Source organism: Streptomyces sp. DSM 40868, assembly GCF_011820545.1.
Classification (GTDB): Bacteria; Actinomycetota; Actinomycetes; order Streptomycetales; family Streptomycetaceae; genus Streptomyces; species Streptomyces eurythermus.
Genome location: NZ_CP050504.1, coordinates 458,340 through 478,375 on the forward strand (window position 1 = coordinate 458,340; position 20,036 = coordinate 478,375).

The following is a 20,036-nucleotide window of genomic DNA, read 5'->3' on the forward strand; positions in this document are numbered from 1 at the left end:
CGCCCATCGGGCGTGAACGGGCCGGGTGGCGGACACCTACCGCCGCCCGGCCCGTTCCGCCGGGATCCTCACCACATCGTCCCCCGCAACTCCCCCGGGCCGAGCCATGTCCGCTTTTCCACAGGTCCGGCCATGGCGCGCCCCCCTGCTCACCGAGGCAATATGAAGAGAACGATCTGGGCGACGGTCGTCGCCGCGACGACGGCCGTGACCCTCGGCGCCGCGATACCGGCCCACGCCGTCACACCCGCGAGCACCGCGACAGCGGCCGCAACCGCGAGCGACCCGGTCGACCCGCCGCTCTACGACGAGACCGCGGGCGGCGGCAAGGTCCGCGTCAACGTCGTCACCGAGACGCTCGCGGACGTCGCCGACGCGGCGACCGCCGGCGAGAAGAAGCAGGAATTCGAGACCGTGCCGGTGGTCACCCTCAAGGTGGACCGGGCCGGCCTCGACCAACTCGCTGCCAAGCCGGGCGTGGTCAGCGTCACCGAGGACAAGGTGGAGCGGCCGACCCTGGACGAGAGCGTCCCGCTCATCGGCGGTGACGAAGCCGCCAGGGCGGGCAAGACCGGTGCGGGCCAGACGGTCGCCGTCCTGGACACCGGCGTCGAGACCGGCCACCCGTTCCTGAAGAACCGGGTCGTGGCCGAGGCATGCTTCTCGCCGAGCGATGCCGAGAGCGGCGTCGTCAGCCTGTGCCCGAACGGCGCCGACACGCAGGAGGGCACCGGTGCCGCCAACACCGCGGCCGGTCCCTGCGCGACCATGACCGCCTGCGACCACGGCACCCATGTGGCCGGTATCGCCGCGGGCAACGGCAGCGGCATCACCGGCGCTCCCAAGCAGGGTGTCGCGCCCGGTGCCAACATCGTCGCCGTCCAGGTCTTCAGCCAGTTCACCACCGAGGAGTTCTGCGGCGGCGCCGCCCCCTGCGTGGGCAGCTACCAGAGTGCCCAGCTCAAGGGCCTGGAGCACGTGCTGAAGCTCAAGCAGGCCGGTACGCCGATCGTCGCGGCCAACCTCAGCCTCGGCAACGGCCGTTACACCACCGCCTGCGACAGCGATCTGCGCAAGCCCGTCGTGGACAGCCTGCTGAGCGCCGGCGTGGCCACCGTGATCGCGGCCGGCAACAACGGCCACACCGACGCGGTGAGCATGCCCGGCTGCATCTCCTCCGCCGTCACGGTCGGCTCGACCACCGACGACGACGAGCTGTCCGCCTTCACCAACCGGGGTCCGCTGCTCGACCTGTTCGCCCCCGGCACGGGCATCGTCTCCTCCGTGCCCGGCGGCACCTACGCCTCCAAGAACGGCACCTCCATGGCCACGCCGCACGTGACCGGCGCGTTCGCGGTGCTCAAGCAGGCGTTCCCCACCAAGAGCATCGCCGACCTGACGGCCCTGCTGAAGGGCAGCGGCCGGGGCATCACCTACACCGGTGCCACCACGCCGCGGATCGACCTCGGCACCGCTCTCAGCGGCGGGGGCACCACCCCGAAGCCGGCCGGGATGACCGACTTCAACGGTGACGGCGCCGAGGACATCGCGATCTCCGACTCCCAGGCCACCGTCGGCACGGACGCGAAGGCCGGTCTGATCCGCGTGGTGTACGGCGGCGGCAAGGGCACCGCGGAGATCAGCCAGGACCTGGACTGGGTGCCCGGCGGTTCCGAGGCGGACGACTACTTCGGCGAGACCCTGGCCACCATCGACTGGAACAAGGACGGCTTCACCGACCTGGTCGCCGGAACCCCGAGCGAGAGCGTCGGCACCGCCACCGACGCGGGCTTCGTCGACATCCTGTACGGCGCGGCCGGCGGTCTGGGCACCGGCACGCTGAAGGCCACGCACTTCGAACAGGGCGCCGGTACGGGTTCGATCGCGGGCGCGGCGTCCGAGGCGGGCGACCGGATGGGCCACACGATCGCGGCCGCGGTGAACGACGCCGGCCGGCCGTACCTGGTCGTCGGCGTGCCCGGTGAAGCCCTCGGCGACGCCGCGAAGGCGGGTGGCGCGTTCTACGTGTACGGCACCAGCAGCCTGGCGCTGAACCAGTCGACGGCCGGTGTTCCGGGCGACCCCGAGACGGGCGACCTCTTCGGCTGGTCCGTGGCCGCCGACCAGAACTACATCGCCATCGGCAGCCCCAACGAGGCCCTCGGCAGCACGGCGAAGGCCGGCGGCGTGGTGATCTTCGACGCCAACCGTTTCGACTCCACCGGCCATCCCCTGCCGCTGTCCGGGCTCGACCAGAACAACACGGCCATCTCCGGCGACGCCGAGGCGGGCGACCAGTTCGGGTACGCGGTGGCCATGGCCCCGTTCCGGGCCAGCGGCGCCGCGGCCGCCACGGAGTCGATCCTCGCGATCGGTTCGCCCGGTGAGAGCGTGACGGTCGGCACCGAGGACCGCGCCAACGCGGGCCGTGTGGTGCAGATCCGCATCAAGCCCGACGGCACCTGGAGTTACCTGCGCGAGCTCAAGCAGGGCACGGCGGACGACGACGTGTCCGGCACCTCCGAGACCGGTGACCGCATGGGCGAGTACCTCACCGCCGTCAACACCGCTCCCGGTTCGGTGAGCACTGTGGCGTCCATGCGGCTCGCCGTGGGAACGCCCGGTGAGGACCTCGGCACCGGCGCCAACGCGGGCGCTGTCCACACGTTCTCGCTGGCCGGATCGGCCGGTCCCAACGACCGCTGGATCGAGGCCGGCGACGGCGACGGCATTCCCGGCAGCCCGGGCGCCAACCAGTACCTGGGCAAGAACATCCACTTCACGGCGACCAAGCTGTACGTGGGCATGCCCTTCGGGCCCGTGGCCACCGGCGCGCTCTACGCGCTGCCGATGTCGAACGTGACACAGGGCGGCACGGTCGCTCCCGTCACCACCTACAAGCCCGGCTCCGGCGGCCTCCCGGCCAACGGGGTGGCCTTCGGCTACTCGGCACGGTAGACGGCAGACGATGCCAACAGCCCCTGGAGGCACCGGCCTTCGGGGGCTGTTCACCTGGTCGGCAGAACTTGCTCCACTCCGGATACCAGACCTGCTTCACCGCGAGCACGAGGCGGGGGTGGTTCTCGCAGGCCCTTGGTGCACAGGCAGTCGTCCGGCCAACGGTTCAGCCGCCCGTCGGTGCGGCTCCCTCCCCGCTCCGCGCCGGGCGCGGCAGTCGCGGGGCGGGCCAGGCCGGGTTCCACCGCCACGACGTCCACGCGGTGGCGTCGGCGAACGGGCCGGAGCGTTCGGTGAGCATCGCGAGGGCCTGGTCCCGGGCGGCGTCCACGGCCTGGTGCTCGGCGTCGGTGATGATGCCGAGCCGCCGTACGTGGGCGTATTCGTCTTCGTCCTTCCAGTGCCAGTCGGTCAGGCCGGGGCTGACGACCAGGTCCACGGCGAGGTCGAAGGTGTCGAACCCGTCGTCGGTCCGGACGGTGGGGCGCTCGAAGTTCACGTACCAGTTCCGCAGCCCGGCGTTCGTGTAGAAGGCGTTGACGCTGAACCACGCACCCGGCTGTTTCCACAGCAGCAGCTCGGTCTCCTGCCACACCGCGTCCGCGAGCTCCCAAGCGCCGGTCGCCATCACATCGAACGCCTCGGTGCGCACCGACCGGTCACCGTGCGTACGGGCCTTCAGGTACAGGGCCGGCCAGCGAGTCTGCGCCCCGGGCGGGCAGGCCGCCACCAGGGCCTCGCTGGTGTCGGCGACGACGCGCAGCGCGTGCTCGCTCCACACCCGGCCACAGCGGTACACATCTCGCCGCACGACCGCCTGCCCCGCCTTGAAACTCCCGGGGTGGCTTACGCGGATCATGGTGCGGGTCCCTCACTGGGAAGCGGCCTGGACGGCGGGCGGCGGGGCTTTCCCTATATATACACGTGCGCCCCCGCCGGGTGGGCGGGGGCGCTGACGCGGTGAGGTGTGCTGTCGGCTCAGTACCAGCCGTTGGCCTGCCAGAAGTTCCAGGCCTTGACGGGGCTGCCGTAGCGGGAGTTCATGTAGTCCAGGCCCCACTTGATCTGGGTGGCCGGGTTGGTCTTCCAGTCGGAGCCGGCGGAGGCCATCTTCGAGGCCGGGAGGGCCTGGACGAGGCCGTAGGCGCCGGAGGAGCTGTTGGTGGCGTGGGGGTTCCAGCCGCTCTCGTGGGAGACGATCTTGCTGAAGGCGTTGAACTGCGCGGCGTCCGGGATCATCTTGTGCGCGATCGCCTGGGCGGAGGAGGCCTGTGCCGGGGCGGCGTGAGCCGGAGCGGCGGTGAGCGCCATGCCGGCGGTGGCGGCGGCCACGGCGGCGGTGGTGAGAGCCTTCTTCGGGGAAGCGATGCGGCGGATGACGGAGACGGTCACGAAGTACCTCTTGCGTTCGGGGACGGGGGATCGCCCGCATGGGGTGGACCACCGTGAGGGGCGATCCGCATACGTCGGCGCCGCGGCCCGCTGCGGGCTCGTGGCGCCTGGCGACGTCATCCAGATAAGCAGGCCCGGAAGGTGCCCGCAATGACCCCCTTTACTAGTGGTGACCGGATCCGTAAGGGATGCGAAGTATGTGGCGTGCGTCTCAATCCGCAGGTCAGAAGGGGTGCGGGAAGGGGTGAATCGGGCAAAAGGTACTACGGTCGAGGGTCGTAGGTGACCTGCGTCATGTGGGGTCCTTCACCGACTCGCACACGCCACGCGCCCGGGTTGGTGCGCTGGGTCACCGTTCGGGGCCGTCGAATGTGACCGCGGTCTCGAAGGCGGCGCGCCTGGTGGCCCGGCGCAGTGCCCGCAGCACCGCCGGGCCGAGCGCGACGGACGGCACGACCGTGTGCCCGTTTCACCGTCCGTCCGGTGTACGAGCCCGCCGTCGTCGACGCCTCCCGAGCAGCGGGGCTGGGCCCGCTGCTCGGCTGCCGCACGTCGGACGAGGCATTCGCCGCGTCTCGGCGCGGGGCAAGCGCGGTGAAACTCTCCGCTCAGCCGCCAGCCAGTTCGCCCAGCAGCGCGAACGTCCGGCGCTGGTCGGCCTCCCCGCCCAGTTCGTTCGCCATGAACACCACCTCCGTCGCCCCGGCCTCGCGATAGCGGCGTACCTCGGCGGCGACGGTCTCCTCGTCGCCGATGGCGGCGATGTCGGCGGCCCGGGTGGCGCCGGACAGTTCGATGACCCGCTGGTAGGACGGGAACCGTTCATAGAAGGAGAGCGTCTCGAGCGCCGTCTGCCGCACCTTTTCCACGTCGGAGGTGACCACGCCGGGCACGAAGGCCACGATCCGCGGCGCCGGCCGTCCCGCCGCCTCGGCCGCCGCGGTGACGGCGGGCACGATGTGCTCGGCCAGCGCGCGCGGCCCGGCCAGCAGCGGGAGGATGCCGTCCGCGAGGGCACCGGAGACACGCAGGGCCTGCGGTCCCATGGCGGCGACCAGGACGGGCACCGGCGGTTCGGCGCCCGGCACGGCGGCCGGCAGCGGGGTGGTGGCGGTCAGCAGCTCGCCGTGGAAGTCGGCGCTGCCCGTCTCCAGCAGCGGTCGCAGAGCGGTCAGGAACTCGCGGAGCCGGGCGATGGGGCGCTCGTACGGGATGCCGAAGCCGGTCTCGGTGAGGTGCTTGGTGCCGAGCGCGAGCCCGAGGTGGTAGCGGCCCCCGGTGGCCGCCTGGGCGGTCTGCGCCTGGCTCGCGACGATCAGCGGATGGCGGCCGAAGACCGGGATGGCCGAAGTGCCGACCTGGAGGCCGGGCACCTCGCGGCCGACGACCGCGGCCAGCGTCGGGGAATCGTAGGAGAACGTCTGCCCGAACCAGGCGGACGTCAGCCCGGCTTCATGGGCCTCCCGGGCGAGCCGCACGGTGGTGTCGATCGAGTGCAGATGAGAGAGCGCTACTCCGATGGTCATGTACAGGCAACCGGCCCAGGCGTGACCGCCATTCCGGCCGAGTGTGTCAATCTCATGACAGTTCGGGGCCGCGGACGACGGCCGAGGGGCCGTCGGTGCGCAGGGGCGGGACGGCCGGCACCTCGGCCGCGTTCGCCAGATCCTCCTCGGTCAGCCGGAACGCCTGCGGGTAGGCGGCGCGCCGTGTGCGCCGGTCCGGCTCGCTGGTCCGCCAGGTGTACAGGCAACGCGCGCACTGTACGACGTCCCAGACACCGGGGACGGGCGAGGAGTACAGGGTCCTGACGCTCTCGTGGGCGCAGCGGGGGCAGCAGTCGGTCATGGAAATGCCTTCCTTGGTACAAGTCTTGCTACAAGCCGGATGGGTGCCTCGGACGGGTGTCAGCCGCGGGCTTCGGACAGCAGGCGCTGGAGCCTCGCCGCCCAGTCCTTGGCCTCGGGAAGGTCCTTGGTGGGCGTGGAGAAGTTGCCGCGCGCGTCGGGGTGCACGGGTGTGGTGGCGTCGATGATCATCTTGCTGGTCAGGCCCGCCGGCTGGGCGGCGGGTGCCAGTTCCACCACGGAGAGGTTGGGCAGGACCACGACGTCGTCGGCCGGGTTGACCTTCGACGACATCGCCCACATGACCTGCGGCAGGTCGAAGGGGTCCACGTCCTCGTCGACGACGAGGACCGTGGTGATGTAGCCGAGGCCGTGCGGGGTGGTCATGGCCCGCATGGCCACGGCCTTCGCGAATCCGCCGTACCGCTTCCTGGTGGAGATCACGGCCAGCAGCCCGTGCGTGTACATGGCGTTGACGGCCTGGACCTCGGGGAACTCTGCGCGCAGCTGCTTCAGCAGCGGGACACAGGTGTTGGGGCCCACGAGGTAGTCACACTCGGTCCACGGCATGCCCAGGTAGAGGGACTCGAAGACCGGGTTCGTGCGGTAGGAGACGCGGTCGATGCGGACGACGGGCATGCGGCGGCCGCCCGAGTAGTGCCCGGTGAACTCGCCGAACGGGCCCTCGATCTGCCGCTTGCGGCTCTCGATGACGCCTTCGATGACGACCTCGGATCCCCAGGGCACGTCGAAGCCGGTGAGGGGGGCGGTGGCGATCGGGGCGGGCGCGCCACGCAGGGCGCCGGCCATCTCGTACTCGCTCTGGTCGTATCCCATGGGCATCCCGGCCACGATGGCCATCACCGGGTCGTTGCCGAGGGTGATGGCGATGGGGAGGTCCTCGCCCTTCTCCTCCGCCGCGCGCAGATGGAGCGCGATGTCGTGCACGGGGACGGGCTGTATCGCGAGCCGGTTCCTGCCGATGACCTGGAGGCGGTAGGTCCCGACGTTCTGCTTGCCGAAGTGACCGGGGTCCTCGGGGTCGCGGGAGACGACGGCCGCCTTGTCGAGGTAGAAGCCGCCGTCACCGTCGTTGAGACGGAACAGGGGAAGGACCGAGAACAGGTCGACGTCGTCACCTTCCTGTGTGTTCTCCCGCCACGGGGCGTCCTCGCGCCGCTCGGGAGCGACGGGGAAGGCGTCCCAGCGCCGGGCGAACTCCTCCACCTGCTCCTTGACCGGGGTGTGCTTGGGCAGTCCGAGAGCGAGGGCGTGGTTGGCCCAGGAGCCGTGGACGTTCAGGGCGATACGGGCGTCGGTGAAGCCCTTGACGTTGTCGAACCACAGGGCGGGTGCGCCTTCGCCGATGCGGCCGGCGGCGTTGGCCGCCGCTGCCAGGTCGGGTTCGGGAAGGACTTCCTCGGTGATACGCAGCAGCTGGCCTTCCTTCTCCAGCGTGCTGAGGAAACCGCGCAGGTCGTCGTATGCCATGGGTACTCCGTGGGAACCAAAAAAAAGGGGGGTGGGTTGGACGGGGTGGGGGGATGCCGGTGGGCAGCAGGAACGAGCCGCAGTCGGCCGGCGGGCGTCAGGAGGCGGGCCGCAGCAGGCGGGCGGCGCGCATGCCCTCCCACCTCTTGGCGGCGGGGGCGGGCAGGTCGAACTGGTCGAGGACCCGGGTCACGACGTGGTCGACGATGTCGTCCACCGACCGCGGGTGGTTGTAGAAGGCGGGCATGGGCGGCACCAGTTGCGCCCCCATCCGGCAGAGCGCGAGCATGTTCTCCAGATGGATCTCGCTCAGCGGTGTCTCGCGCGGGACCAGGACAAGCTTGCGGCGCTCCTTGAGGACCACGTCGGCCGCGCGAGCGACCAGGGTGTCGGCGTATCCGGCGCGGATGGCGGCCAGGGTCTTCATCGAGCAGGGCACGATCACCATGCCGTCGGTGCGGAACGACCCGGAGGAGATGGCGGCGCCCTGGTCCTGCGGCTGGTGTACGACGTCGGCCAGGTCACCGACCTCGTTCACGGACAGGCCCGTCTCCAGCTCGATCGTCGTGCGCGCCCACCGGCTGAGGACCAGATGACTCTCGACGTCCGGCAGCTGGGCCAGCACCTGGAGGAAGCGGACACCGAACACCGCTCCAGTGGCTCCGGTCATCCCCACGACCAGTCTCATACCGGCCTTCCTTCCCGCGCGCACCGCGCTGAGCTGTTCTAATGTCTTCACGCTAGGAGCCCGGTCGCGGGGTGCGGCGGTACACTCGGGACTCGTCATGGGGAAAAACGGACAGGTTGCGCGGCGCTCGGTCATCCGGGACCTCCCCCTGCGGCGCACGGCCGGTTCCCCGCCGGGACTGGAGCTGGTCGAGCTGGCGGGACTGGCCGAGCGCGCCCGCCGGCACGGCAACGATCCGTACGCGTCGCTGCGCCCGGCCTTCCACCAGATCGTCACCGTACGGCCGGGCAGCCGTCTGACGGTCTCGGTGGATTTCACCCGCTACGAACTGTCCGGCGGTGCGTGGCTGTGGATCCGCCCCGGGCAGGTACAGCGCTGGGGCGCGGATCTCCCACGGGCCCAGGGCCTGGTGATCGCCTTCCCTCCGGGCTTTCCCGACACCGAGACGGCCGCCGCCTCGGTCGCCGGCCTGGCGACGGCCCAGGCGCCCCTCCAGCCGGACGCCCCACACGCGGAGGGCCTGCGCCGGGCACTGGAGCACCTGCGATACGAGTACCGGGCCATGGCCGAGCTGCCTCTGGAATCCCATGTGCAGGTGCTGCGGCATCTGCTGGCGGTCCTGCTGGTGCGCCTGGCCAGGGCGTACGGGTCCGAGCCCGGCGGACCGACCGCGAACGAGACGTTCCGCCGTTTCCACGCGGCCGTGGAGCGTGACTTCATGGTCACCCGCCGGGTGGAGGACTACGCGGCGGCACTGGGCTACAGCCGCCGCACCCTCACCCGGGCCACGCAGACCGCCATCGGTATGGCGGCCAAGCGCTACATCGACGAACGCGTCGTACTGGAGGCCAAACGGGAACTCGCCCACGGCCCGCTGACCATCACCGCCCTCGCCACACGCCTCGGCTTCACCGATGCCAGCGACTTCACCACGTTCTTCCGGCAGCGCACGGGCACCACACCGACAGCCTTCCGGGCAGCGGCTCGCGGCACATGACCGTATGACCGCACGACCGTGTTCATGTCGTGGACGCGGACCTCAGGCGCATCGCACGCGGGCCTTCTCCGGGGGTATTGACACAGCGGTGGTCGCCGGGGGCCCGGTCGAGCTGGAGGCCGAGGCAGGCGCCGAGGGCGAGCTGGCCGTAGTGGTTGGGGTGCAGGGACTCCTGGCGCTGTCCCTGTCCGGCACCGGTGGTCACGAAGCGGACCCATTCGCTGGTACGACCCGAGGGCCGCTGGTCGGGTCCGGCCTGGACGGTGGTGGTGGAACAGACCTCCCGGCCGTCGAAGGCGCGCGACAGGTCGAGGAATTCGGCGCCGGACGCACGGGCGGCGGAGGCGAGCGTGGTACTGATCTCGGGGACGAGCTGGTCGTGGGCCCAGGTGAGGTCCTTGTCGAAGAAGGGACAGCCCCCCTCGGTCAGGCGGTCGTACTTCTCGCCGGGATAGCGCACCCTTGCGCCGTCGGGCAGCGGGGAGGGATACGACTGCAGGATCAGGCGGTAGCTGCCTGCCGGGTGGCCCGCCCGGTCCATGGCGGTGGTGACGTCGGCGAGTGCTTTGACTGCCGCGGTGCGCATCTTGGGCAGCCGCTCCTTGACCGCCGGGCCCTCGGTAGGAGCGCAGGGTGTCGCGCCGAAGGGGCTGAGGAAGGCCTTGGAGCAGGAGACGATGACGTCCTCGAAGCCGAGGTCGTTGCCGCCGATGGAGACGACGACCGCCCGTACCGGGTGGCCGGTGACGGCTTTCTGGAGCTGCTGGGCCTGAGACGGCTCGGACTTGAAGGGGCTCCCGCCGTGGCCCGGCAGCAGGATCGCGGTCGAGGTGGCCCCCGAGCAGGCCAGGTTGAGCCGACGGGCCCCGGCCGGGACGGGCGCGGAGTTGACCTCGGCGCTGTCGGAGCGGTTGCACGCGTTGTCGTAGGACGCGCCGTACACCCGGTGCTCGTCCGTCGCGCCGGTGGCGGGGTCGAAGGCGCGGTCGGTGCCGGAGTAGCCGCCGTCGCTGTCGTTGCTGTTGCCCGACCAGCGGCCGGCCTCGCCGGAGATGAAGCTGTCGCCCAACGACACCACCCACGGTGTCTCCGCGGCCTTGCCCTGTGCGTGCGCGCCACCGCCCTGCATGAGGCCGGCCCCGCACAGCGCGGCCACAGCGGCGGCCGCGACCGCGAGGCGCCGTCGGCCTCGTGCCCGAGAAGTTCTCATACCGTCGTGGATTGCCGCGGCGGACACGGGATATGTGCCGTCGGCCGTACAGCCCCTCCGACGAGTGCGGCAGCGGCGGCAGGTTGACGCCGACACACGCGGGGCCGCACCGGCAGCTTTGCTCCGCGCTGGTGCGTGGACACCCTACGAATGCCACGGCCGGCCGTCCCGAACCGCCCGACCACCGCCCCGCACCCGGGTGGCCGATCCGTGAGCCGACGGAATTCCCCGGTTGCCGATACGTGTGCCGGGCGGTGTCAGTCCCACCAGAGCACGACGAGGAGCTGCCGCCGGGATGCGTCACGGTAGAACTCGCGCATGGCGCTGAAGTGCCCCAGCAGGTACTCCTTCGTCCCGCCGACGATCCCGTCCGCGCCATTGCCGATCAGAGAGGCTGCCGCCGCTCCATCCCTCCCTCTGTCGATGCGCCGGCTGACCGGCGGCAGGAGGCGAGGAACTCCGCCGAGACGCGGGCGAGTTGCTGAGTGACGGCCACAACGGCAGTATCCCGACGATGTCCACCGGTTTTCCCATCCGGCTTCCGCACCGCTCTTCACGACTGGAGATACCGCAGCACCGCGAGGACGCGCCGGTTGTAGCCGGTGGTGTGGGTCAGGTCCGGCTCAGCCGCGGCATGAGGGTTGCCATCGGAGCACAGGGGCCCGGCCTGTGGTTCTCCGCAGGGCGCGCCCTGCGAGGTTGTCCCCCCGCCGGCCCGTAGCATCTGGGGTGTCCGCTCGGCTGTCACAGATCCGGCCGCTGCCTTGTCTTGTCGATGTGCGTGTTGCCGCACCGGGTCCGGCGAGGTGTCGCCGGTGTCCGTCGGAAAGCCGGATCAACGAACGGAGACAGTGATGAGGATCGTGGTCGTCGGCGGTACGGGGCTCATCGGATCGCAGGTGGTCGCGCTGCTGCGCGACCGTGGTCACGAGGCCGTGGCGGCCTCCCCTTCCACGGGTGTGGACACCCTCACCGGTGAGGGTCTGGCCCAGGCTCTCACCGGCGCGGACGTGGTCGTGGACGTGCCGAACTCCCCCTCCTTCGATCCGGAGCCGGCGCTGGACTTCTTCACCCGCTCGGAGCGGAATCTGACCGGGGCCGAGAAGGAGGCGGGTGTCCGTCACCACGTCGTGCTCTCGATCGTCGGCGTCGACCAGGTGCCCGACTACGGCTACTACCGGGCCAAGGTCGCCCAGGAGGAGGCCGTGCGGAACAGCGGCGTGCCCTACAGCATCGTGCGCGCCACCCAGTTCTTCGAGTTCGTCGCCCCGGTGATGGACATGACCACCGAGGGCGCGGAGGTGCGCCTGCCGTCCCTGCGACTGCGCCCGATGGCCTCCGCCGATGTCGCCGCCGCCCTCGCCGACGCGGCGCTGGGCGAGCCGTCGTACGGCATCCGCGACATCGCGGGTCCCGAGGTCGAGCGGCTCGACCGGCTCGGCGAGATCACCCTGGCGGCGAAGCCCGACGGCCGTTCCGTCGTCACCGACGAGACCGCGGGCCCGTTCGCGGGCATGCCCGACGGAGCGCTCATCGGTGACGACACGGCCCACCTCGCGTCCACCCGCTACGAGGACTGGCTGAAGCGGAGCTGACCGGTCCCCCGGTCCTCGGAGCGGCTACCGGCGTCCCGTGGGCCTGCGAGTCGACCGCTCGTAGGTCCCCAGCTTGTCAGGCACCGGCAACCCGTACAGCCCGTCTGTGCCGTCCGGCCCCACGGTGACGCTCTGCCGCTGCGGGGCGGCGGTGTCGTCCTGCCCATCCTGGGCCTCGCCGACTGCGCTCGGCCGGCGCGCACACCGCATGCCTCACCGCAGACACCCACGGTGCGGTCACACCGGTGCCGGCGACGAAGGCGAGGGTGCGCTACTGCCGGCGCCGGGCCGCCGACGGCTGGGTGCCCTCGGCCTGGCGACCGCTCTCGCCGCCGTCACGCCCCGTCCGCGCAGTCCGATCGGGACCGTGGTCGCGCTGTCGTCGAGCGACGCGTTCGGTGGTGCGGAGATGAGCGCGCCGGCGGAGGCCGTCGACCTCGCTGTGGGGCTGGTGCACGAGTTCCGGCACATGAAGCTGGACGCCGTACTCGACTGCGTGGACCTGTACACCGAGGCGGACGGGGAACCGGAACACGCGCGGTACTACGCGCCCTGACGGGACGACCCGCGGCCTCTGCCCGGCTATCTCCACGGCGTGTTCGCGTACTTCGGTGTCGTGGACCTCTGGCGCCGGCTTCGCCGCGACCGCGATCCCGCGGTGCGGCGGCGGGCCCGGTTCGAGTTCGCCCATTGGCGCGTCCAGACCGGGGACGCCTACACCCTGTTGTGTGCCTCTTCCCGGCTCACCGCGGCCGGACGGGAGTTCACGGCGATGATGGCGGAGAGCGCGGCCCACTGGACCGGGCAGGAGTCCGTGCCCGACGACTTGGCCCTGCTCGCCCGGGAAGCCGTGATCGCCCACCGCCTCGGCTGGCGGGCGCACTACCTGAGACCGTCGGCCGGCCAGATCGCGGAACTCGCCGAGGCATGGCTCTCCGGTGCGGCCGGTCCCCCGCGCCGGCACGTGGACACCGTGTTCCGCGAAGTGTGCCCGGCACCGGGCCTCACCGAGTACGGGGATCGTCTGCGCCGGGCCGCGTGCGACCCCGGGGGCATCTCTTGGAGCACCCTCCATCCGGTGGACCACGCCCGGCTGTCCGGCGAGACCGGCACCGCCTGCCGTCTGGCCGTGGACCGTCTGCCCCGGGAGTGGGAGCAGCCCTGGCCGTGGATACGCTCGGTCTCGCCCTGCTCAGACAGTCCCCGGAGGCAGCCACCGAGGACGGCGACCGGGTGGCCGCCGGGACGGGCGATCACCCACCGCCCGGAGGTCGTCAGGGCGCTCTACGCGCAGGTCACCGAGGCCACCGGCAAAGCGCCGGACCCCGTCCGGCTGGCTGCCCGGACCGGGGCTCCGGACCACGCCGGTGACAGTCCGCCGCTACCGCTCACGGGCACGGTGTGAGCCGCCCGGGCACCGTCCGGGCGGAGAGATGCGCGTGGTGGGCGGGTCCGCACGGCCGAGAGAGCGCGGTGGCGCGGCAGCGCGTCGGCTGTGGCGTCCCGTCGGCCCGGCATTCCGGTCGACGCGCGCTGCGGCGGACGGTGCCGAGCCCGTCCGGTCCGGGCCGTCGCCCGACATCCCGGTCGACGCGCGCTGCGGCGGACGGTGCCGAGCCCGCCCGCCCCGGACCGTCCGCCGGGTCACCAGTCCAGCGGCACGGTGGCGAGGTACCGGTCGAGCAGGCCGGAGATGATCCGGTGGTCCTGGAGCGAGGGGTGCCAGTCGCAGCCGAGGTGGTCCAGGCCGGGGTCGTCGTAGTACCAGTAACCCACCCGGTCGTCGCCCCGCGCGTTGCGGTCCCTGACGATGGCCTGGGCGGTGTCGGCGAAGGCGGTGCCGGACACCGCGGTGGCGCTGACCACCAGGAACGTCCTGCTGCCGTAGCGGGCCCGCAGCTTGTCGAGGAAGCCGTGGTAGGCACGGGCGTAGGCGGCGGTCAACTCGCTCTGCGTGGCCCACGGTTCGCCCGGGTGCAGCGGGGTCGAGAAGTCGTTGATGCCGAGGCCGATGACGACGACCTGCGGCTGCCAGCCGCGCGGCTTGTGCCAGACGTCGCCGACGACGTTCAGCAGGGCCCGGTCGTAGTAGGTGCGGTAATCGGTGCCGGGGTCGCCGCCGTTGTAGTTGCGGACCATGCCACGGCCGGAGAACGCGTTCTGCTGGTGGTCGGCGTCGAGCTTCCGGGCGGTGAGGGCGCCGAAGGCGAGGCCCGCGTTGCTGTTCCGGTCGACTCCTCCGTTGGCCGAGCAGTCACGCGTGCCCGAGACGTTGCCGTACCCGGCGGTGTAGGAGTCGCCGATGAACTCGATCTGCCTTCTGCGCGGCGCGGGGGCGGGGAGGATCCTTCCTCCCCGAGCGGCGACGAACCCGCCGAAGCGGCCGACGGCCCACGGGCACTCCGTCCGTTTGACGAGCCGCACGGTGTGCTCGGTGTCGGCGAGGTCCGTGATCCAGGACGTGGTGCGTCCGGGAGTCACCAGTGTGCTCACGGTCGTTCCGTCGATCTGGACGTCGTAGTCGTTGGCGGAGTCGTCGAGCGCGATCCCGACGCCGCTGCCGCGGAACCGGCCTTCGAAGACTATGCCGGGCCAGCTGTACTGCACCCAGCCGTCGGCCGCCTCCTTGACCCGGCCCACGGTCCGGAACCCGGCGAAGGCGGGGGACGGCAGGGAGCGGTGGGCGCCGGATGCCCGGGAGGGTGTGGCGGCCGCGGTGGTGAGGCCCGCGGTGACGCTCGCGGCGGCGGCCGTGAGCAGTGCCCGCCGAGAGAGAGGGGAAGCGGTGCGCATGAGCGGTCCTTCCGGTGTCGGGAGATCTGCGCGTGCGTGAATACGGGAGCGCTCCCATGATGGCGGTGCCGGTGCGGCATGGGGAGTGGTCGGTTGGGACGGGTGCTTCGGATGAAGGCCACGGTGACCTGCGGCCGCCGTGGCCCGCACCCGGGACGTGGATCCGAAGCGGCAGCCCGACGAGCAGTGCTTTCCGGCTTCCTCGGCATCCGTGACAAGCCCTGGCGGGTCATAGAGTCGGCGTGTGACTGACGAGGACTCCACCTTCGACATGCTGGCCGTGCTGGGCGACCCCGTGCGCCGCCGCCTCTACCGATACGTCGCCGCCGCCCCCGAGGACGTGGGCCGTGACGCGGCCGCCGAAGCGGCCGGGATCTCCCGCTCGCTGGCCGCCTTCCACCTGGACAAGCTGGTCGAGGCCGGGCTGCTCACCGTTTCCTTCCGGCGGCTGTCCGGGCGCACCGGCCCCGGGGCGGGGCGGCCGGCGAAGCTGTACCGGCGCGCCGAGGGCGAACATGTCGTCTCCGTGCCGCCGCGGTCGTACGAAGCCGTCGGCCGGCTGCTCGCCGAGGTGCTGGAGAACGCCGGGCTGGACCGGGAGTTGCAGGCCGCGGCGCGGGCGGCGGGCGCGGCGCGTCCGGACGGACATGCCGACGACGTGGAGGCGGCGCTACGGGCTCGTGGCTACGAGCCCTTCTGGGACGGGGAGACACTGCGGCTGCGCAACTGCCCTTACCACGCGCTGGCTTCGGAGTTCCCCGCCCTGATCTGCGGGATGAACCTGGCGCTCATCGAGGGCCTGGCGCCTGAGCAGTGGTCACCGACGTTGGATCCGTGCCCCGGCGGCTGCTGCGTGGCCCTTTCTAAAAAGAAAAATCATTGACTATAGAAGTCGGGCCGGGCCATGCTGTGCTTCATGACTGACTCTCACCTCGCGCAGGTCAACATCGGCCGCATCGTCGCCCCGCTGGACAGCCCCGAGTTGGCCGACTTCGTCGCCCTGCAACCGGAGATCAACGCGCTCGCCGACCAAAGCCCCGGGTTCGTCTGGCGGATGGTGGACGCCGGCGGCATGGACGCGACCGGCATCCGCCCCGACGGGAACGACACGTTGCTGCTGTTCAACTGTTCGGTCTGGGAGTCGGTCGAGGCGCTCCAGAACTTCACGTACCACAGCGATCACCTTCGCGTGCTGAGCCGCCGCCGGGAGTGGTTCCGCCGCATGACCGAGGCGCACCAGGCCCTGTGGTGGATCCCGGCCGGCCACCGCCCGACCGTCGACGAGGCGATGGAGCGGATCGCGATGGTGCGTGAAAACGGCCCCGGCCCGCAGGCGTTCACCTTCCGCGACCCGTACCCGGCCCCGAGCGGGATGGCGCGGCTCTAGGCAGCGCCTCTCCGCATCCCTGGATCGGATGGGGCGGTTGTGTGAGCCGGAGCAGTGGCGGTTCGACTGGGTGCGTTTCCGTCGGGGTGGGACGGCGGGTGTTACCTCTCGGCCGTGTCGGGTTCCCCGGCAAGGGACTTCTGGTAGGCGTCCGCGTAGGTGGGAGAGTCCTTGACCAAGTCGTCGCAGAACGCGGCGACATCGGTTCCGGTGAGTTCCAGGACTCCCTTGCCCCCGGCGACGCCCTCCTCGAAGAAGTCGAGGATGCCAGGGAGCAGGGGCCCGTCGGGAAGGTCGATCGGGCCGACCTTGAACAGGTACCTCTGCATCTCCTTGTAGACGATCCGGTAGTCCTGCGGGAGGGCCTTGACCCGGGCCAGGTGCGCCCGCCACTGTTTCTTGCCCTCGATGATGTCCTGGATGCTCATGTCAGCCTCCCAGCCGGCTCAATTTCCTGGCGACGTTCCTGTTCAACTGCTTACGCCAGCGGTCGCGATAGGTGCGGGCCCCGGATCCGCCGGCCAACGCCGCGCAAAAGCCGCCGATGTCGTCGCCGAGCACCTCGTGGGCGCTCTGTCCGTCCGCCGCCGCTTCTTCGAGCAGCGCCAGGGCGGCGTCGACGATCGGTGTCAGGTTGCGGCCGGTGAAGTCCCCGTAGGGGAAGAGGTGGCCCTTGATCTGTACCCACGCCGCCCGGTGGTCGTCCGGCAGGGCCGCGGCCCGGACTTCGAATGCCTTCCAGTCCCTGGTGAGATCACTGCCCGTGACGTTCTCCCAGAAGTTTATCTTCCGCCGCTCTCCCTGAGCTTGTCGATGCGGGACGAGACGTACTGCCATTTCGCCCAGAACCTCGCGAGTTCCTCGCGTCCGGCGTCGTTGAGTGCGTAGAACTTGCGCGGCGGGCCCACCGCGGAAGGCCGTTTCGTCACCTGGACGAGGCCGTTCCTCTCGAGTCGCAGCAGGACGGTGTACACCGTGCCCTCGACGACATCGGTGAAACCGAGCTCGTTCAGCTTGCGGGTGATGGCGTATCCGTAGGTTTCCTCGCTGCCGATGATTTCGAGCACGCATCCTTCGAGCGTGCCCTTCAGCATCTCCGTCAGGCCCTCCATCGCGGGCGCTCCTCAGTCCTGCCGGTACCTTGTGCTACCGAGTACCGCTATACAGTATCACTCAGTAGAGGAGCCGGCAGGACTTCCGGGGACACCAGGTGGTCAGTCGTCCGACGGGACCTTCAGTCGGTCCCAGCTGGTCCGGCCGGGGATGCCGTCCGCGTCCTTGCCGCGGTAGCCGAGTTTCCGCTGCCAGGCCGCGTAGGACTCGCGGTCGGCCTCGGTCCACTCGGGGCTCGGGCCCTTCTCGTAGCGACCGCAGCCCTCGGCGACGAGGCGGCGGCCCATGGCGGTGATCAGGGGGGACTTCTGCCCCGTGCGGAAGAACCCGGCGCCGGGGAAGGGCGCGTACTTGGGCTTGGGTCCGGGCTTGGGATCGCCCGGCTCGTTGCCGCCCTTGCCCGCGAGCCGGTCGGCTATGCGGCGCCGCATGCCGTCCATGGTGAAGCCCCGCGGGTCCTGCTTGCCGGGCTGCCACTCCTTGTGGCCGATGACGGAGCGCTCCGACCACCCGTGGTACCGGCAGATCGCGGCGGACACCTTCTCGATGGCCTCCTTCTGCACCTCGGGCCAGGGGTCCTTGCCGTCGCCCAGGTTGACGCACTCGAAACCGTAGAAGTGCCGGTTGCCGTCGACGTCGGCCTGGTTGTCCGGCGGAAGCGCGGTCTCGTCGACCACCGCCCGCAGCACGTCGCCGTCCCCGAGACCGGCGTGGTTGGCGCGGCCGTTGCCGACGAGGTGGACGTGGCCCTCCTTGTCGATGACCCCGTGGCAGAGGGGCCCGGGCAGGCCCGCGTAGCCGTCGTAGCAGATGTTCACGGAGTTCCGGGTGCCCGAGGTGACGGTGTGGTGGATCATCACGCCGTTCACCGGGCCCCAGGGCCCCTTGGTGTTGCGGTTGTGGTGGCGCCAGTCGCGTACCTCGTGCACCGTCAGGCCCTCCGCGCGCAGGACCTCCAGCAGCTTGGCCGCGCTCATCGGCTGTGCCATCACTCGTCTCCTTCCGCGGCGGCCCCCGCCGCCGCCGTGGTCTGGGAGCGGCCCCGGGACGGGCCGGCCTCCGCGGTCCGTTCCTCGTGTGCGGCGCGGGCCTCGGCGTCCAGGGCCGCCTGGTCGGCCGGTGGAATGTCCGTGGCGAGCGCGCCGAAGGCCTGGCGCAGGTCGGCGGTGCTGCCCTCGCCGGTGACCAGTGCCAGCGGGGCGAGGTGCCGGTCGATGCCCGCCGGGGCCTTCAGCAGCGGGCGGCGAGCGGCGTCCGTGTCCCACTCGACGCTTCCGGTGGCGGTGCGGGCGGGAATCAGCCAGTGGTCGCCGGTGCGGTAGGTGCCGTTCTTGGCGAAGTAGACCTCGACGCCGTCCTCCAGCGGCAGCCACCGGCCCTCGGCGAGCGGCACGGCGCCCCCCTTCAGGGAGTTGGTGCGGCCCTTGCGCCGGGGTCCTTCGCGGTGGTCCCAGCGGCGCAGGAAGGGGTGCAGGTGCGGCAGGCGTCCCACGCGCGGGTCCGGCTCGGCGGAGAGCCGGACGCGGCGGCCGGGCAGGTCCAGTTCCTCGACCCGCAGCAGCGGCAGCGCCTCCAGCCGGGAGGCGTACGCGGTGTCGGTGAACTCGACGTGGTCGCCGACCTCCAGACCGAGTTTGGAGTCGAGGCCCAGGGTGGCCAACCGGACCCATGTGCCGTCGAGTTCGTCCACCGGGAAGACGGCCGAGCCGTTCTCCCGGGACCACTTGAAGGTGGCGTCGGCCGCCTCGCCGCCCGCGTGGATCTCCACCCGGTACAGCTGGTTCTCCGGACCCCGGTAGCGGGCGTCGGGGCGGACCAGGCAGGGGTCGTCGTCGGCGTGCTCGGGCCGTTCGCCGCGGGCGGCGAGCCGGGCGGAGGGCGCCGCCTGGGTCCTGGCCCACTTCTCGAAGGCCTCGCGGACGGCTCCCGGGGACGGTTGGGCGTCCTCGATGTCCAGCGCGGCCAGGGGCAGCGGCAGCACCTGCCAGACGACCTTGGTGCGCACGGCGGTGTCCGGCAGCGCGGCGCCGAGGGCGACCTCGCGCAGCGCCGGGTCCTCGGCCGCCGAGACCGCCCGCTCCCACACCTGGAGGTAGACGAGGAAGGGCGACCGGGCGGGCGAGGGCAGCCGGTCGCCGGGCCGTTCCGGGTCGCGGAAGCCGTCGGGCTGGTTCCAGTAGTCCCAGTGGGCGTCCGTCCCGGCGGGCGGCTGCTCTTCGGTGTCCTCGTCCGGTACGGGGACGCCGGGCGCGGGGCGGTCCGCGTCGCACAGGATGCCGTCCACGTAGTAGCGGCCGCCGTGGATGTACAGGGTGTCGATGTCGTGCTTGCCGCCCACGTACTCGATGCGGAAGCCGCAGGCGCCGGCGGGTCCGCCGTGCCGGCCGATGAGGTCGGCGGCGAGGGTGCGGGCCTGGTGGAGCTGGATGGCGGTCTGTTCGTTGAGGTCGGCGTCCAGCTGTACCCGGCCCTGCTGGGCGAGGACCGCGGAGTAGTGCCGCTCCGGGCGGAAGGTGGCGCGGGAGAGGTCGGCGTGCATGAAGGGGGTCCCCCTGGTTCGGAAGT

The 20,036-nt window shown here is 71.3% G+C and carries 18 protein-coding genes and 2 pseudogenes; 6 read left to right on the forward strand and 14 right to left on the reverse strand.

The window, feature by feature from the left end:
* Positions 1 to 162 precede the first annotated feature (162 nt).
* Positions 163 to 2,958: a S8 family serine peptidase gene (locus tag HB370_RS02120; RefSeq protein ID WP_051816337.1), complete on the forward strand. Its 2,796-nt coding sequence runs from the start codon at positions 163 to 165 to the stop codon at positions 2,956 to 2,958.
* A gap of 166 nt (positions 2,959 to 3,124) precedes the next feature.
* Here the strand turns inward: HB370_RS02120 and HB370_RS02125 are convergent, their stop codons facing one another.
* The 7 genes and pseudogenes from HB370_RS02125 to HB370_RS02155 all read right to left on the reverse strand — a co-directional run bounded on the left by HB370_RS02125 (position 3,125) and on the right by HB370_RS02155 (position 8,376).
* Entirely contained in the window at positions 3,125 to 3,817 is a 693-nt protein-coding gene (locus HB370_RS02125; RefSeq protein WP_051816335.1) for a DUF402 domain-containing protein, read from the reverse strand.
* A 119-nt stretch (positions 3,818 to 3,936) separates the two neighbouring features.
* Positions 3,937 to 4,350 carry a lytic transglycosylase domain-containing protein gene (locus HB370_RS02130; RefSeq protein WP_030795707.1) on the reverse strand — a complete coding sequence of 138 codons (414 nt, stop codon included), beginning with the start codon at positions 4,348 to 4,350 and terminating at the stop codon, positions 3,937 to 3,939.
* Positions 4,351 to 4,699: 349 nt separating this feature from the next.
* Positions 4,700 to 4,810, reverse strand: a pseudogene (locus tag HB370_RS02135) (ECF transporter S component); the annotation flags it as partial.
* A 148-nt stretch (positions 4,811 to 4,958) separates the two neighbouring features.
* Entirely contained in the window at positions 4,959 to 5,876 is a 918-nt protein-coding gene (locus tag HB370_RS02140) for a TIGR03564 family F420-dependent LLM class oxidoreductase (RefSeq protein ID WP_030776751.1), read from the reverse strand.
* Between the two features lie 52 nt (positions 5,877 to 5,928).
* The gene (locus HB370_RS02145; RefSeq protein WP_037700273.1) at positions 5,929 to 6,198 is read right to left on the reverse strand and encodes a non-oxidative hydroxyarylic acid decarboxylases subunit D; all 270 of its coding nucleotides are present in this window, start codon (positions 6,196 to 6,198) and stop codon (positions 5,929 to 5,931) included.
* 59 nt (positions 6,199 to 6,257) lie between these two features.
* Complete coding sequence (locus tag HB370_RS02150; RefSeq protein WP_030776745.1) at positions 6,258 to 7,688, reverse strand: non-oxidative hydroxyarylic acid decarboxylases subunit C; 1,431 nt, start codon at positions 7,686 to 7,688, stop codon at positions 6,258 to 6,260.
* A 97-nt stretch (positions 7,689 to 7,785) separates the two neighbouring features.
* On the reverse strand, positions 7,786 to 8,376 hold the full coding sequence (locus tag HB370_RS02155; protein ID WP_030776742.1) for a non-oxidative hydroxyarylic acid decarboxylases subunit B: 591 nt from the start codon (positions 8,374 to 8,376) through the stop codon (positions 7,786 to 7,788).
* A 97-nt stretch (positions 8,377 to 8,473) separates the two neighbouring features.
* Between HB370_RS02155 and HB370_RS02160 the strand changes: the two genes are divergently transcribed.
* A complete protein-coding gene (locus HB370_RS02160; protein WP_030776741.1) occupies positions 8,474 to 9,373 on the forward strand; it encodes a helix-turn-helix transcriptional regulator in 900 nt (299 codons plus the stop codon).
* A gap of 22 nt (positions 9,374 to 9,395) precedes the next feature.
* On the opposite strand, the gene HB370_RS02165 is transcribed toward HB370_RS02160, so the two are convergent.
* A complete protein-coding gene (locus tag HB370_RS02165; RefSeq protein ID WP_244405358.1) occupies positions 9,396 to 10,583 on the reverse strand; it encodes an SGNH/GDSL hydrolase family protein in 1,188 nt (395 codons plus the stop codon).
* Positions 10,584 to 11,437: 854 nt separating this feature from the next.
* Between HB370_RS02165 and HB370_RS02170 the strand changes: the two genes are divergently transcribed.
* Together HB370_RS02170 and HB370_RS02180 are read left to right on the forward strand one after the other, a co-directional pair.
* On the forward strand, positions 11,438 to 12,178 hold the full coding sequence (locus tag HB370_RS02170; protein ID WP_030776737.1) for an NAD(P)H-binding protein: 741 nt from the start codon (positions 11,438 to 11,440) through the stop codon (positions 12,176 to 12,178).
* A 208-nt stretch (positions 12,179 to 12,386) separates the two neighbouring features.
* A pseudogene (locus tag HB370_RS02180) lies at positions 12,387 to 13,583 on the forward strand (HEXXH motif-containing putative peptide modification protein).
* Positions 13,584 to 13,822: 239 nt separating this feature from the next.
* Here HB370_RS02180 and HB370_RS02185 read toward each other — a convergent pair.
* Complete coding sequence (locus tag HB370_RS02185) at positions 13,823 to 14,971, reverse strand: SGNH/GDSL hydrolase family protein (RefSeq protein WP_030776729.1); 1,149 nt, start codon at positions 14,969 to 14,971, stop codon at positions 13,823 to 13,825.
* 244 nt (positions 14,972 to 15,215) lie between these two features.
* Here HB370_RS02185 and HB370_RS02190 point away from each other — a divergent pair, with 244 nt between their 5' ends.
* A complete protein-coding gene (locus HB370_RS02190) occupies positions 15,216 to 15,854 on the forward strand; it encodes a helix-turn-helix domain-containing protein (protein ID WP_030776726.1) in 639 nt (212 codons plus the stop codon).
* A 33-nt stretch (positions 15,855 to 15,887) separates the two neighbouring features.
* Positions 15,888 to 16,358, forward strand: a complete 471-nt coding sequence (locus tag HB370_RS02195; RefSeq protein ID WP_030776724.1) for a DUF3291 domain-containing protein — start codon at positions 15,888 to 15,890, stop codon at positions 16,356 to 16,358.
* Positions 16,359 to 16,459: 101 nt separating this feature from the next.
* Here the strand turns inward: HB370_RS02195 and HB370_RS02200 are convergent, their stop codons facing one another.
* From HB370_RS02200 to HB370_RS02220, 5 genes are all read right to left on the reverse strand, one after another.
* A complete protein-coding gene (locus HB370_RS02200; RefSeq protein WP_030776721.1) occupies positions 16,460 to 16,786 on the reverse strand; it encodes a DUF1048 domain-containing protein in 327 nt (108 codons plus the stop codon).
* A 1-nt stretch (position 16,787) separates the two neighbouring features.
* Positions 16,788 to 17,144: a DUF1048 domain-containing protein gene (locus tag HB370_RS02205; RefSeq protein ID WP_030776718.1), complete on the reverse strand. Its 357-nt coding sequence runs from the start codon at positions 17,142 to 17,144 to the stop codon at positions 16,788 to 16,790.
* Positions 17,141 to 17,470 (reverse strand): PadR family transcriptional regulator, encoded by a 330-nt coding sequence (locus HB370_RS02210; protein WP_030776716.1) that lies wholly within the window; start codon positions 17,468 to 17,470, stop codon positions 17,141 to 17,143. Before HB370_RS02210 ends, HB370_RS02205 begins: the two co-directional genes overlap by 4 nt.
* Before the next feature lie 102 nt (positions 17,471 to 17,572).
* The gene (locus HB370_RS02215) at positions 17,573 to 18,460 is read right to left on the reverse strand and encodes a peptidoglycan-binding protein (protein WP_030776714.1); all 888 of its coding nucleotides are present in this window, start codon (positions 18,458 to 18,460) and stop codon (positions 17,573 to 17,575) included.
* Entirely contained in the window at positions 18,460 to 20,010 is a 1,551-nt protein-coding gene (locus tag HB370_RS02220) for a DUF6519 domain-containing protein (protein ID WP_030776711.1), read from the reverse strand. The genes HB370_RS02215 and HB370_RS02220 overlap by 1 nt, the downstream gene beginning before the upstream one ends.
* Positions 20,011 to 20,036: the final 26 nt, after the last annotated feature.